This is a genomic window from Corynebacterium suranareeae, from assembly GCF_002355155.1.
GTDB classification, from domain to species: Bacteria; Actinomycetota; Actinomycetes; order Mycobacteriales; family Mycobacteriaceae; genus Corynebacterium; species Corynebacterium suranareeae.
Map to the genome: position 1 here is coordinate 3,360,971 of NZ_AP017369.1, position 13,263 is coordinate 3,374,233.

The 13,263-nt window shown below is 52.2% G+C and carries 14 protein-coding genes; 4 read left to right on the forward strand and 10 right to left on the reverse strand.

Going from position 1 to position 13,263, the window contains the following annotated elements; all coding sequences use genetic code 11:
• Window positions 1-293 precede the first annotated feature (293 nt).
• On the reverse strand, window positions 294-1,706 hold the full coding sequence (locus tag N24_RS15370) for a TM0106 family RecB-like putative nuclease (RefSeq protein WP_096459113.1): 1,413 nt from the start codon (window positions 1,704-1,706) through the stop codon (window positions 294-296).
• 194 nt (window positions 1,707-1,900) lie between these two features.
• Between N24_RS15370 and N24_RS15375 the strand changes: the two genes are divergently transcribed.
• Entirely contained in the window at window positions 1,901-2,536 is a 636-nt protein-coding gene (locus N24_RS15375) for a DUF6474 family protein (protein WP_096459116.1), read from the forward strand.
• Window positions 2,537-2,560: 24 nt separating this feature from the next.
• On the opposite strand, the gene N24_RS15380 is transcribed toward N24_RS15375, so the two are convergent.
• Together N24_RS15380 and N24_RS15385 are read right to left on the reverse strand one after the other, a co-directional pair.
• Window positions 2,561-3,199, reverse strand: a complete 639-nt coding sequence (locus N24_RS15380) for a LuxR C-terminal-related transcriptional regulator (protein WP_096459119.1) — start codon at window positions 3,197-3,199, stop codon at window positions 2,561-2,563.
• Between the two features lie 120 nt (window positions 3,200-3,319).
• Entirely contained in the window at window positions 3,320-4,630 is a 1,311-nt protein-coding gene (locus N24_RS15385; RefSeq protein ID WP_096459122.1) for a sensor histidine kinase, read from the reverse strand.
• Between N24_RS15385 and N24_RS15390 the strand changes: the two genes are divergently transcribed.
• Window positions 4,629-5,186: a DUF2020 domain-containing protein gene (locus N24_RS15390; RefSeq protein WP_096459125.1), complete on the forward strand. Its 558-nt coding sequence runs from the start codon at window positions 4,629-4,631 to the stop codon at window positions 5,184-5,186. The genes N24_RS15385 and N24_RS15390 overlap by 2 nt on opposite strands.
• A 273-nt stretch (window positions 5,187-5,459) precedes the next feature.
• Here N24_RS15390 and N24_RS15395 read toward each other — a convergent pair whose 3' ends face one another.
• Together N24_RS15395 and N24_RS15400 are read right to left on the reverse strand one after the other, a co-directional pair.
• Window positions 5,460-5,612, reverse strand: a complete 153-nt coding sequence (locus N24_RS15395; RefSeq protein ID WP_096459128.1) for a hypothetical protein — start codon at window positions 5,610-5,612, stop codon at window positions 5,460-5,462.
• Window positions 5,613-6,452, reverse strand: coding sequence for a class E sortase (locus N24_RS15400; protein WP_096459131.1), 840 nt, complete (start codon window positions 6,450-6,452; stop codon window positions 5,613-5,615). It lies immediately after the preceding gene.
• Between the two features lie 232 nt (window positions 6,453-6,684).
• On the opposite strand from N24_RS15400, the gene yidC reads away from it, so the two are divergent.
• Complete coding sequence (gene yidC / locus N24_RS15405) at window positions 6,685-7,884, forward strand: membrane protein insertase YidC (RefSeq protein WP_167382145.1); 1,200 nt, start codon at window positions 6,685-6,687, stop codon at window positions 7,882-7,884.
• On the opposite strand, the gene mcbR is transcribed toward yidC, so the two are convergent.
• The 5 genes from mcbR to N24_RS16395 all read right to left on the reverse strand — a co-directional run bounded on the left by mcbR (window position 7,881) and on the right by N24_RS16395 (window position 11,637).
• A complete protein-coding gene (mcbR, locus tag N24_RS15410; RefSeq protein WP_096459134.1) occupies window positions 7,881-8,522 on the reverse strand; it encodes a TetR/AcrR family transcriptional regulator MbcR in 642 nt (213 codons plus the stop codon). The two genes, yidC and mcbR, sit on opposite strands and share 4 nt — an antisense overlap.
• Window positions 8,523-8,694: 172 nt before the next feature.
• Entirely contained in the window at window positions 8,695-8,958 is a 264-nt protein-coding gene (locus tag N24_RS15415) for a GlsB/YeaQ/YmgE family stress response membrane protein (RefSeq protein WP_096459137.1), read from the reverse strand.
• A gap of 491 nt (window positions 8,959-9,449) precedes the next feature.
• Entirely contained in the window at window positions 9,450-10,349 is a 900-nt protein-coding gene (locus N24_RS15425; RefSeq protein ID WP_096459143.1) for a universal stress protein, read from the reverse strand.
• Between the two features lie 136 nt (window positions 10,350-10,485).
• Window positions 10,486-11,487, reverse strand: coding sequence for an LLM class flavin-dependent oxidoreductase (locus N24_RS15430; protein WP_096459146.1), 1,002 nt, complete (start codon window positions 11,485-11,487; stop codon window positions 10,486-10,488).
• A gap of 9 nt (window positions 11,488-11,496) precedes the next feature.
• Window positions 11,497-11,637, reverse strand: coding sequence for a hypothetical protein (locus tag N24_RS16395; RefSeq protein ID WP_167382146.1), 141 nt, complete (start codon window positions 11,635-11,637; stop codon window positions 11,497-11,499).
• Window positions 11,638-11,665: 28 nt separating this feature from the next.
• On the opposite strand from N24_RS16395, the gene N24_RS15440 reads away from it, so the two are divergent.
• On the forward strand, window positions 11,666-12,634 hold the full coding sequence (locus N24_RS15440; protein ID WP_096459152.1) for a pseudouridine synthase: 969 nt from the start codon (window positions 11,666-11,668) through the stop codon (window positions 12,632-12,634).
• Window positions 12,635-13,263: the final 629 nt, after the last annotated feature.

Genomic DNA, 13,263 nt, shown 5'->3' on the forward strand with positions numbered 1-13,263 from the left:
ATTCGCCATTTAAGCGACTCAATTTCCCGAATGAGTATTTGTATCAATTAGTGACCAAAAGGCTCTTAAAAGCGATTCTAGGAGGGCACTTTTTAGGAGCCCTTTGTCCAGATTTTGAGCAATGCGCACTGAGACCAAACACCGGTGCCAAGAATCTCGAAAAATCCAAATTGTTGGCACATATGTTTGGTTAAGCTCTTCCCGAACCGGACTGGCGTGACAAAAATTCTTAAAACCCGAGAATCTTGGCACGCCAGTTTGGTCTCTAAGAATCGACCCACCCGATCCCGATATCAAGCACCCAAAACTGGAGCAGAACGCGCACCTTTTCGAAGCCAATGGCGCACAGCGGCGGTAGCCCTGCAATCATCGCCGTTGTAACTGAGTAATTGAGCACGAGCAGCCTCGGCTTCTGGTTCGGGGGCAGTGGAGGCAATCAGATAGGCGTGCAGGCTGTCTTCACCTGCGAAATCTTCTTCCTCCCAGTGGAATCCAGCTGCGGGAGCTAGTTGTTTTAGTCCTAAACCACCGGGGCCAACCAGTTGGGATCGGGCTACGGCAAACATGTCATTCCACTGGTCAGAGCTGATAAAGCCGCGGATTTCCTGTTCGCTGGGAACACCTTTGACCTTACCGTAGAACCTGCGGGCGGTAGAGAGCATCCAGTGGTTTTCACCGTTGCTGGCATAGCAGTACACACCAAAGGTTTGTCCCTGTTGGCGGGCTTTGTCCCGGCGCGCTTTAAGCCAGGACCAGAATTGGGCGAAGTTTTCGCCTTCCGCCTCGCTGCCTAGATCAGACCAAATGACAAAAGGTATGTAGGTTTTGCCGTCCCAGGCTCCCCACAAGTAGGCACCTAGGTCGAGGTAGGCTTCTACGTCGACGTCGATTTCTACGTCGAAACGCGGGGCGGTGGTGTGCTCGGTGCGGCGAAGGACGGGGATGTCGTCTCGCCAGGCTGCGGCGATGTGGGAGATTTCGCCTAAGTTTGCCTCAATGAGCGCCGTGGTGGTGTGGATGCCTTTTTCGCGGTAGGTATCAGCGCGGTCGCCGGATAAGAAGAGGCTGATATCGTCGGCTGCTTTAAGTTCGGGTTCGCATTTGGGCCAGAATCTGCAGGTTGAGCATTCTTTCACTCGCCTGGGTGCAGAAGGGGTTGGGGTGAGCAAAGCGCGGTGTGCGGCTGGGGCGTAACGGGTGACATCAACAAGGTAAGCCCAATCGCGGTCTTGTCCCACAACAGCACCGAAGGACGATACGGGGGCAACTCCGGCTTCTTCAAGCCCCATCATCGCCAACGTGAGCCGGTAACCGTCGATGGTGTGGTGGCGTAATGTTGCCTTAACCTCCAAAGGTTGCCCCACGCCAAGACGGGAAACAGCGATCCCCTTCATTGTTTTATGTGGATCTGGGCGGGCCACCCGGTGGTTGCTCACCATCACTGGCATATAGGTGCCGTCAGGGTTGCGGACCAAAATATCGGCGATGACTTCCCATGGCACGCCATCCAAGGTGCCGCTAAACACTGCGCCGGTGATTAAAGTTTCGCCGGCTGCGATGGCTTCGAGGGTGTCAAACTCCGCTAATTCGGCTTCATTATCCAGATCAACCCTGGTGAAGTTATTCCGTCCCCGCTTTTTGGGTTGCTGCGGAAGTCTGTCCAAAACCTCCATCAAGCCCACTTCACGGCGGGCTCTGCGTTGCATCGTTGCAGGTAAAGGTGCGATTTCTGGGAAACGTATGCGTTGGACCTGACGGTACCTACATCCCACCAGATCACTTGGTGTTATCCGCTCTGACTGCATTCTTCCCACAATGACATGAGCTTATTGCAATATCGTGGGTAAAGTTGAATCGAGAAGTCGAGAAATAACCGACCGATGAAAGAGTTGAGGCATTAATGGGCATCTTCGAAGCTATTCGATCCGCACGCGCGAAGACCAAAGCTGAGATCAAAGCAGCCGAGGCGAAGGTAAAAACCGAGGCGAAAAACAAAGCAAAACTAGATCTCAAGCGTGAGAAACTTCTTGTTCAGCAGGAAAAGAATCTGCTGAAGGCTGAAGACAAAGGCTTAAAGAAGCGCAATAAGCATGAGCTGAAAATGGCGAAGAATATCCTTGAGCAAAAACGCCAAGGTCGCCTGAATAAAGACAAGGTGAAGCGTTGGGCGGGCACCGCTCGGGTTCTCACACCGTTGCTGTTGCCTATTATTTATCGCCTCTCCACCGAAGCACGCGACCAGGTGGTTAAAAGCCGTGCACGTCGTGCTGGTGTGACCGCTGAGCAGCTTAGCCAGTTTGCAGGTCATGCAGCAGCGTTGAAGGCTCGTATTCAAGGCGTGCGCGACACCGCGAAGAATTCAGGACTGCCCAGTGGATTTGTTCGCGATGTTGAAGAGCGCCTCGATGAGCTAGAGGCCGCTGCCAACAACTCTGAGTTCATGTCCCCTCAGCAGCGCCATCGTGCGCACCAGTCCATCGATCGTGATCTGAACCAAGTATCGGATCAGATTCAGGATCGACTGTTGGATAAGTAGAGGGGAGCGTCGAAAAGCAGCTTCCTAGAGCAAGCCCTGCTCGCGGGCGGCTGCAACGGCCGAGGTGCGCGAACGTACGCCGAGTTTGTCGTAGATGTGCACGAGGTGGGACTTCACCGTGGCCTCCGACAGGAAGAGGATGCGCCCGATATCGCGGTTGGAAGAACCACCCGCCACCAGCTTAAGAACTTCCAGCTCACGGGGGGTAAGCGAAGTCTTGGGGGTGCGCACGCGGGTCATCAAACGGTTAGCAACCATCGGCGACAACGTGGAATCGCCTTCCGCCGCAGAGCGCACCGCTGCCAACAATTCACTTGGAGGGGCATCTTTCAGCAGGTAGCCCAAAGCGCCAGCTTCAATTGCTCCAAGAATGTCGGCGTCGGTGTCATAGTTGGTCACAACCAGCACTTTCGGCGGGTTTTCAATGGTGCGTTTAATCGCTGCTGTTGCATCCGCGCCAGTAGAAACCTGAGTTCCCTGAACACCAGGCCCAAAACGCAAGTCCATCAAAATGACATCAATGCCACCTGCTTGGGCAGCCTGCACCGCGCCTTCTGCAGTGGAAACTTCACCCACAACCTCAATGTCCTCGGCGCTTTCCAGCACAGCACGAAGCCCGAGCCTCACAATTTCGTGGTCATCAGCAAGCAGCACGCGAATCATTGTTTGAACTTGGTCCTTCCCAATGGCGCATAGGGTTTTTAAGGGCACGCGCCTTCAAGAGTATCGATGGGTAGATTAATTGTATTTTAGTGTAGCCTTACTCGCCTTAAGTTGGAGAAATCAGTTGTCCAGTTCGGCCGAAAATTCGCCGTGTCCTGATGTTGGAGAACCTACCTCTGGATCAGTCGGCGGCTCCACCGGCAACGCCGCAGAAACCGCAGTACCCTGCCCATATGCAGATTCCACTATAACTTCACCATGCAACTCCACTGCTCGCTGATGCAACGCGCTAAGCCCAATGTGGCCAAGCCCGGCGGGGGTACTAGAAATTTCCGACGGCTCAAACCCAACGCCATCATCAACCACATCTAATCGAACTTCAGTGTCCTCATAAGTCAGGGTCACATGGCAGTTTTTCGCCTCAGAGTGCTTGGCCACATTCCCAATAGCGCCTTGGGCAATGCGCAACAATGTTGCTTCAGTTTTCATGGGCAATTGACGAACCTCACCATCAACAGAAATTACAAAATTAATCCCCAACAACGGTTCAGTGACGCGGTGAAGCGCACCTTCCAACGACGTCTTAGACAGCGCCGCCGGCTGCAACGCCGCAATCATCGCACGCGCCTCACTGAGATTATCTGAAGCCGTCTGCCTGGCAAGACGCATCTTTTTTACAATCGCGTCCTTAGATTTCTCCTCCATCTCCGCCGCCAGGATTTCCTGTTCAGAAACATGCAACAACATTTGAATCGAGGACAAGCCCTGCGCCACCGTGTCGTGGATTTCATGAGCAATGCGTTGACGTTCCTCCGCAATACCTGCGTTTCTTTCCGTCACCGCCAACTGAGATCTGGTCTCAATCAACTGATCAATCAATTGCTGCTTCTCATTATTAACGCGCCATAACGTCCGGAACGCATAATCAATGGCCACGGTAACAATCGCGGATACCAGTGGGCCCATCACGCCACCAAACGTCAACCCCACCGAATACTGGCTCGCCACCGCAACCGCCGTGGCACCAACAACCGCGATAATACCCCGCACATCGGGCATCACCTGCAGATATAAGAAAAACAGTGGGAAAAGCAAATAAATGGACACCGGCACGATCGGCACCATGACAATCCACACCAACGACAGCGCAAACAACCACGCCAACTGCACGCCGTGGCTAAAATCAACTCGTTTAGTGGATCCATAAAAGTAGAAAAATCCCCACACAAACAACAACACACACGACAGTGCAAACATCGGCAGCGTTAGGCGCGCCGAAGCCCCCAATCCCACCACCAGCAACGTTGCTGTCAAAATGTGAATACTATTGCGATAGCTCATCGCGCCCGGCTGATTGCCCCGCTTCACCAGCGTTTCAACATCGAGCTCATTGCGTCCTGACTCCGACACACGATCTAGGCTTGATTGCATGCGTCGTACATTACCTATTTTCCTCGCTGCCTCCATCATGCTCACTGCGTGCGCAGCGGAAAAACCGGCGGAAGAGGTCCCTGTTGAGGTTGCTCCCTCAGTTGCCCCCGAGGTAATCACCGATGGCCTGCCCATCGACGCGATGCCCGCCGTCGCGCGCACCGAGCAAACCGCATGCCCCTACCTGGACACCGACTGGGTCGCCGATACCAACGGCCAGCGTGTCACGGGTTACGGCATCGACGAACGCTTTTCGACGCCCTCCTGCGTCTACTATTCCTTCCCCGAAGAACCCCAACTCACGGTGATTGTCCGCGATATGGCAACCACCGATGAGGCAATCGCCGTTGTCGATTGGGCTGCCCCCATCGATTCCACCGAACCTGCCGAAGAACCCACCGGTTGGTCAGGTGGCCGTCGCGGTGGCAACAATAATTCCGGTGCACTCTACGCCGTCCAAAAAGGACCCACAGCAGTCATCGTGTTCACCAACCAAGACCAATCCCTTAAAGCGCAGCTGATTGCAGAGGAAGTTATCCAGAACTTGAATCTGTAAACGCGCCGTTTTAAGCGGTTGAGCGTGTGGGGTGGACTATTACCTCATTTTGGAAGAGTTATACGCTTAGAGAGGCTCCTAGCGGGGCTCACTTTGAGGCCAAAGTGATAGTTGTGAAACCTGCCAGTTCACTGATCAAGGACTCACCACAAACAGCCCGGGCGCCGTGCGAATCGGTCAAAAATTTGCACTGTTCAGGCCATGCAGCGAGAATCCCCACCACAAATCACAAAAATCCGTCAGTTTGTGGTGGATTTTTGCAGCTTAGAACGCTTAGAACGCTACATCGTTATACGGCATCAACGTGGACACCAATGGGAAAACCACTTCCATGAGCACAAAAAACACCACTGCGATGAGCGCGATAACAATTAGAAGTTTTACAAACCAAGGCCCCGGCAGGTAGTGCCACAACAGTGAATACACTTAGTTCTCCTCCAAAGCTGCCGGGCGTTCGCCACTAGACTTATCGATTTCTTCCGCCAACATAGCGTGTACAATCATTCGCTCTGCGTTTGAGAACTGCGGGTGGCAGGTGGTTAACGTCAACAGCGCTTCTGCCCCTTCTGCCACGGTAGTGTCAAAAACTCCTGGTATTGGATATGTGGCATCGATGCGGTCAGGGGTGGTGATGCTACGACCCAAAACAGAAGCATAATCCCCTTCTGCCATACGATTTACTTGTGTCTCATCAAAGCAATCTACTGCTTCTGCTGCCCGATCTGATCCGTTGGTAGATAAAGGCATCACGCGGTAGACATCCCAGGAGTTAAATGTTTCCACGACGATGGCATCACAAACTTCCAAGTTTCCCAGGTCATTGAACGGTGCCCCTTTACCTACGCGGTGTCCTGCGACAGCAAAGTTTCCTGCCTCACCTGGCATCTGTGAATCCACATAGCGACCTGGCCCTGCCAACAGATCTGCCTCATCAGTTCCCTCAATGATGGCAAAGTTAAAGTCAGAACCAAACGAGGGAACATACATCCGCGCAAAAGCTTCGCCGAGTTCTGGGGTTAGTTTCTGCCGAGGGTTCACCCGATCCCGCTCCTGCTCCCAGTCCTCATCAAGTTTTTGGCTTGCCGATTCCTGAAGTTTTCCAGATTCCACATTGGTCCAATACGCCTCATAGAAGGCAAAGAGCAACGCTAGGATTCCGATTGTCAGCAGGAGTTCACCGATAATCTGCGAAACACTAATCTGAGGCCGTGGCTTTCCTGCTCCCTTATCAGGGTGGGGAGATTCGGTGTTTAACGTGGCTGTCATCGTTGCTGTAATCGTCCAAAATCTTTGTTAGGCGAATCTCAATGTCCTTTTAGGTACCCGTACTTTCAGGCACGTACCATGAGACAAGTGCACGTGAGATTAATTCGTATCTCAAACATTGTACATCTGTTTAGCAATTGTGCTCACTGCTCGGCTGGGCATTTTTAGATCTAGGGTTGTCTTCACTTTAAACGCTGTGAAGTGCTGCCTGTCAGGAAAGGCGAACACAGTAGTGCTCGATATTTTGATTTATCCGGTGTCCGGTGTGATGAAGCTGTGGCATTTGCTGCTTCATAACGTTGTGGGATTGGACGATTCACTGGCATGGTTCGTTTCATTGTTCGGCCTTGTGATCACCATTCGAGCCATCATCGCGCCTTTTACGTGGCAGATGCTTAAGTCGGGCCGTGCGGCAGCTCACGTCCGCCCTCACCGAGCTGCGATCCGCAAGGAGTTTGAAGGCAAGTTCGATGAGGCGTCCATTCGGGAGATGCAAAAACGCCAGAGTGAGCTGAACAAAGAACATGGCATCAATCCGATCGCGGGTTGTATGCCGGGTCTGATTCAGATGCCTTTCATTCTTGGTTTGTATTGGGCGTTGCTGCGTATGGCACGTCCTGAAGGTGGTTTGGAAAACCCGATTATCAATTCGATCGGATTCTTATCTCCTGAGGAAGTCCAGTCTTTCCTCGAGGGGCGTATCAATAATGTGCCTCTTCCTGCATATGTGTCTATGCCCACGGAGCAGCTGGAGTATTTGGGTACCACGCAGGCTGAGGTGCTTAGTTTTGTGCTGCCGTTGTTTATTGCTGCCGCAATCATCACGGCTATCAACATGGCGATGTCCATGTACCGCGCATTCCAAACAAATGATTACGCCTCAAGTGTGTCCAACGGCATGATCAAATTCATGCTTGTGCTGTCCATCCTGGCACCGATCTTCCCGCTCTCACTCGGCCTGACCGGACCATTCCCCACGGCTATTGCACTGTATTGGGTAAGCAACAACCTGTGGACGCTTTTCCAAACCATCATCATGATGATCATTTTGGAACGCAAATACCCATTGAGCGAGGAATTTAAGGTCCATCATCTTGAGCAGCGCGATAAGTACCGCGCTAAGCAAAAAGAGAAGCGTAGTTTCCTGTGGACTCGTCGTAAAAACCGCGCATTGATGCTGCTCACACCCTGGAAAGCTTCATCGCTGCACGCGGAAAATGTTGAGCTCACCAGCGCGCGCACCAAGAAAATCAATGAGCAAAAGCAGGCTCAAAAAGAAATCTCTACCAAGCGCCGCGAAACGCAACGGGAGATGAACCGCGCCGCCATGGAGCGCTTAAAAAAGCGCCGCGCTGAGGTTAAAGCGAAAAAGAAAGGGCTTATCGACGCCTCCCCTCACGATCCATCCCCTGAAGAGAAGGAAGAAAACTAAATTGAATAGTCGGCAGGTGGCGCTGAGAGCAGCTGCCTTGCCAGATCCCGCGCGGTTTCTAGAGGGCTAATGTTTTGCACCAGTCGGGATCCTGCCAGCCCGCCATCTAGAAACACCAAGAGTTGGTTAGCCTGAGTAGTGCCTGGGTAACCGTTCTTTTCAGTCAGCAAATCTGTCAGTGTTTGATGACACCACTTGCGGTGCTCCAACACCGCTGCAACGATTCCCTTTTCACTATCGGTTTCCGGACGTGGGTATTCACTAGCCGCATTCTGGAAATGTGAACCTCGGAAGCCTTTTTCTGGTTCCTCTTCGATGCACTGATCAAAGAAAGCGATGATCTTTTCTTCCGGATCTTTGGCATTCGCAGTGCGCTCACGCCATGCTTCACGCCACAACTGATCAAGGTTTTCCAAGTAAGCAATCACCAACGCATCCTTGGAGCCAAAGAGTGAATACAGACTCGCCTTCGCCACATCTGCTTCACGAAGAATACGATCAATTCCGATTACTCGGATACCTTCCGTGGTGAACAGATTGGTTGCGCTATCGAGGAGACGCTGGCGGGGGCTTGGTCGATTGCGACGACGGTTTGCCCCGGCACTTGTTTTAGTTTTGCCTGAAGCGCTAGCAGCCACGTTCGGCCACGTCCTTTCGGGTAGATCTTTTAGTTGCCTACAACCAATATAGACAAACCGGTTCGTATAGTTTTAATCTACAGGCGAGTCTAGCCGGTTTTCTACCCCGAAACATACAAAAGACCTGTTGATACTTGAAAATATCAACAGGTCTGAAGAAGTTAAGATCGCTTTACTTTTTTCGAGTAAAGAACTGCACGATAGTCAACAAGATCACCGCACCGATCAGACATGTAATGAAGCTGAAGATCAGTCCGCCTCCGGCAACATCAACGCCAAAGACTCCAAGCAGCCAGCCGCCAAGCAGACCACCAATGATACCGACAACAATGTTTAGGAAGAGTCCCTGCTGGGCATCGGTGCCTTTAATTTTGGAGGCGATCCAACCAGCCAAACCGCCAATGACGATCCATGAAATCCAACCAAGGGTTAGCATTTGGTTCTCCTTTTCTTTCGGTCAATGTCCCCAAGTCTAATTGCATATTGATTTAAGGGTCGAACTTATTTCAATTATTCATTAGATCGTTATTAAACGTTAATAAGTCAGTATTAGCTTGCGGCTCTCGCTGCACTTGTCTTTCTACTTGCTCCCTGATGGGGCAGAGATGGGGTTTGGTAACGCATTTTAGACAAAAAATAACCCACCTATTTGAGGATCTATCGTTTCCAATAGACTAGCCTCGGTGGGTCCAATTATCTTCACTTTGTAGTTGATGATCACTAAAGTGCAAACTATCAAAAGTAGTGTCAGGAAAACAATGCAGAATTCGGTAGCATTTTGGGATCCGCTAAATAAAAACTCAGTGTCTTCCGAGCAAAAGCTCTTGTTGGACTCCAATGAAGTCTTGAGCCCTAAAAAAACTCGACGCACAACAAAACGCCCCGGCTTCCTTATCAACTAAAGAAACAGGGGCGCTAGGGAGCAAGTTACTTCTTCTCAGGTGGGCGAACCACCATCATTGGGCACGGTGCCGATTGCAGCAGCGCGCGTGAGGTGGAACCAAGAAGCATTCCCTTGAATCCGCCTCGTCCGTGAGAACCGACAACCAGAAGCTGTGCGTTTTCAGAGGCTTCTGCAAGTGCACGAACCGGACGATCACGGGTGATGATCTTCTTCACCGTCACACTTGGGTACTTCTCCACCAGCGGAGCGAGGCGTTCGATCAGCATGTCAGTTTGCTGACGTTCCACTTCATCCCACTGCTGCTGTGCGGCTGCAAGTCCAGCGAGTGATGCCTGAACCTGCATATCCATCCAGGTGTGCACTGCTACGAGTTCAGCGCCACGTGCTTCAGCTTCTGCGAAAGCGTACTCGGTTGCCTGTTGGGAGACTTCAGAGCCATCCACACCGACGACGACTGGGCCGTACTTGGTGTTTTCGTTGACTGCGCTGTCTTCGCGGACGACAACAACTGGGCACTTTGCGTGGCTGACCACAGCGCCAGAAACAGATCCCATGACCATTCCGGAAAGTCCGCCGAGACCGCGGGAGCCCATGACAATCATTGTGACATCGGGCGACATTTCCAGCAGCATATCGATGGGGCTGCCTTCGGCGATGGTGTGCCCAATCTTGATGTCTGGTGCAACCTCGTGGGCAATATCGCGGGCTTCGTTGACCTTTTCCAGAGATTCAGCCTGGAGATCATCAAAGAGCTCTTGCGGTGGAACCATTCCCTCTGCGTAGAGGAACTGAGGCATGGTGTAGCTGGAAGCCAAGCGAAGTGGAATGCCACGTTTGTTGGCGGTATTTGCAGCCCACCGAACAGCTTGTTTTGAGGCGTCCGAGCCGTCTACTGCTACAACGACGATGTCTTCAATGCTCATGTCGGTCGACCTTTCATTGATTGGTGAATCCTGCGTTACAGTTTGTGGAAACTCATGATCTCTAACACTTTTCAGTGTAGCGCGTATAGCCGATCAGCACAGGTGGTTAGTACCAGTATTTTTGAGGCTTTGGACACTATTGGTCAGATGCGTTCCATGCTGTTCCAAGTGCAGCGATGGAGCGGAACCTGACCTGCGGATCAAATGAATACGTAACTGTAATGATCTCATCTAACTTGTATCGATCGGCGAACTCTTGCAGCTGTAATACCACCGATTCAGCCGTTCCAATGAAAGTCATTTCCAATGAATCTTCGATGTGTTTCCACACCATAGGATCGAGTTTCTCCTGCAAATTTCGCACCGGTGGTGCAAGTTTTCCGCGAGAATTGGTCACGATTCCGGCGAACATTTGATGCAGAGTAGAAATTTGGAATTCGGCTTCTTCTTGTGTGTCGCACACCAAAACATTGGCTGCTGCCATGACATAAGGATGCACTGCTCGTTCACGATAGGACGCAATCGCAGGTCCCATCTGGAAGGGCGCAAAATGACTCGCAAAAGCAAAAGGTAGATCCAGTTGAGCAGCCATGGCAGCACCATTGAGCGAGGAGCCCAGCATAAATAGCGGCACATGGGAGTTTATGCCTGGGTGCGCGATGATATTCGGGCGTTTATCGGGGGAGTCCAAATAATTTTGGAGGGTTACGATTGTGGAGAGGACATCGTCGACAAGCGAACTTGCCCTACCCAATTCCCGCGCCGTGCCAGGGTCGGTGCCTGGAGCGCGCCCCAGGCCGGCCTCGATGCGCCCGGGGTACATGGCGTCTAGCGTGCCGAGTTCTTCGGCGACGTGCAGCGCAGAGTGGTTGGGCAGCATGATACCGCCGGAGCCCACGCGAATACGTGACGTATGGCCAGCAATATGACCCATGAGCAGCGTGGTGGCCGATGACGCCAGACTTTCTGAGTTGTGGTGCTCAGCCACCCAAAACCGCGCATAATCATGCTCTTCAGCGATCTGCGCGGCCTGAACCGTATGCGCGATGGCCTCGCCGGCCGTCATGCCTTCACTGAGCGCGACGAGATCAAGCACGCTCAATCGTGCTTTTTGGCCTGTGCCGACTACACTAGACACGTTAAAAATTTATCCCGCATTCACCACTGCAGCGTCAGTATTTGCAGGGAAAAGCAGGTCAAACAAGGTGCGACCAATTTGCGCGACCATAGCACCGAAATCAGTGCTGAAAAATTCGATGATTGGGTTGATGATTACGTTGAAGTCCATGCCTAACAGGGTAGTACAAAAGCCGAAAATGAAAGCGCCATTACCCATCCGCAATGGACTTAACCCCTCCCGCATCCGCCTGCCGCTAGATGCGGCGCCCATCCGCGCCATCGAGCTGGTCGAATATCTGATTTCCACGCAGCGCCACCGCCACCCCAGCGACAACGCCGAAGCGTTACAAGCGCGTTTCGACGAAGGCCTCGTGGTCAACCACTACGGCGAGCCTTACGCCCCAAACGATTTAGTGCAACCCGACGACGACATTTGGTTCTATCGCATGCCCGCCGCCGAACGCCCAATTCCTTACAAAATTCATGTCATTTACGAAGACGATGACATCCTCGTCATTGACAAGCCACCTTACCTGGCAACCATGCCTCGCGGACGTCACATCACTGAAACCGCCCTAGTGAAAATGCGTGTACTGACCGGAAACAACGATCTCACCCCAGCTCACCGCCTCGATAGGCTCACCTCTGGTGTGTTAGTCATGGTGAAAAAACCAGAGCTTCGCGGCGCTTACCAAACTTTGTTTGCCCGCCGAGAGGCCTCCAAAACATATGAAGCAATCGCAAAGTTCGTTCCTGGACTACTTGATGATGGTCCCGCAATTTGGGAATCGCGCATCGAAAAAGAGCGCGGTATCGTCCAAGCCTTCGCGGTGGAAGGCCCCGTCAACGCGCGCACAGAACTAGTATCGGTCACCCCGGTCGACGACGCCGAGCAAAGCATCCTCGAAGAAATGCACGGCCCTCTACCCCGCCAGGCACGTTACGTTCTAGCGCCCTCAACAGGTAAAACCCACCAGCTGCGCATCCACATGCGCGATTTCGCAGCCCCTATTCTTGGCGACCCTCTTTATCCTGTTCTCCACGACGTCGACGATGAAGACTACACCACGCCGATGCACCTCATCGCCCGTACACTCACCTTCGTGGACCCCCAAACCAATGTGGAACGTACCTTTGTGAGCAACCGTCCAACAGGAAGTTTGTAAGTAAAAGCTGTTATCAAGCAGCCCCTTTACCGATTTTGCGGGCATGTACGCACTGGTGTACATAGGTTTGGCTGGTAGGGGTGGAATCTCAAACCAGCACATACGACCAAATCCATCGGCATTCCCAAGGTTCTTTGGTCGCCAGGTCAAATATGCAGGCCCCGATAACGTCGCATCTGACCAAAATCTGCTCATTACATGCTGCCTTGGTCTCCGGATGAAATGAAGCGCACAACTCAAAATATCCATCTGACATTATGGCCCCTTAAACGAGCTGTAACCTCTCCAATTCCCACACATCGGTGCCAGTGTTGAATCTAAAGTCCAATACTGTATCCGTGGACTGAATCGACAAATCGGTATTTTCTCGACGAGGCGAGCACAAGTCAACAGTGTTTACCCGGTCGAATCCAATCCATTCCGTTTCGTTGCCATCTGACGATGCTTTGAGAACAAGCGCACTATAGGAATCGTCGAAACCAAACTTGGGTACTGTTGCTGCACTAATGTGTAGCGCTTGTTCAATTCGATCACGTGGTGTGTAGGGACAAATTATTGAAAACTCCGCCCATTCGTCACCGTAAATGTCTCGGAGACTAAAGGAAGTTGAAGATCCTGAAGCCAGCCTT

Excerpts from the sequence above, each read along its gene's own strand:
- N24_RS15380 (WP_096459119.1), bottom strand. The coding sequence starts at position 3,199 with ATGATTCGCGTGCTGCTTGCTGATGACCACGAAATTGTGAGGCTCGGG.
- N24_RS15390 (WP_096459125.1), top strand. The coding sequence starts at position 4,629 with ATGCGTCGTACATTACCTATTTTCCTCGCTGCCTCCATCATGCTCACT.
- N24_RS15400 (WP_096459131.1), bottom strand. The coding sequence starts at position 6,452 with ATGACAGCCACGTTAAACACCGAATCTCCCCACCCTGATAAGGGAGCA.
- N24_RS15415 (WP_096459137.1), bottom strand. The coding sequence starts at position 8,958 with ATGCTAACCCTTGGTTGGATTTCATGGATCGTCATTGGCGGTTTGGCT.
- N24_RS15370 (WP_096459113.1), bottom strand. The coding sequence starts at position 1,706 with ATGCAACGCAGAGCCCGCCGTGAAGTGGGCTTGATGGAGGTTTTGGAC.
- N24_RS15385 (WP_096459122.1), bottom strand. The coding sequence starts at position 4,630 with ATGCAATCAAGCCTAGATCGTGTGTCGGAGTCAGGACGCAATGAGCTC.
- N24_RS15425 (WP_096459143.1), bottom strand. The coding sequence starts at position 10,349 with ATGAGCATTGAAGACATCGTCGTTGTAGCAGTAGACGGCTCGGACGCC.
- N24_RS15375 (WP_096459116.1), top strand. The coding sequence starts at position 1,901 with ATGGGCATCTTCGAAGCTATTCGATCCGCACGCGCGAAGACCAAAGCT.
- N24_RS16395 (WP_167382146.1), bottom strand. The coding sequence starts at position 11,637 with ATGGACTTCAACGTAATCATCAACCCAATCATCGAATTTTTCAGCACT.
- N24_RS15440 (WP_096459152.1), top strand. The coding sequence starts at position 11,666 with ATGAAAGCGCCATTACCCATCCGCAATGGACTTAACCCCTCCCGCATC.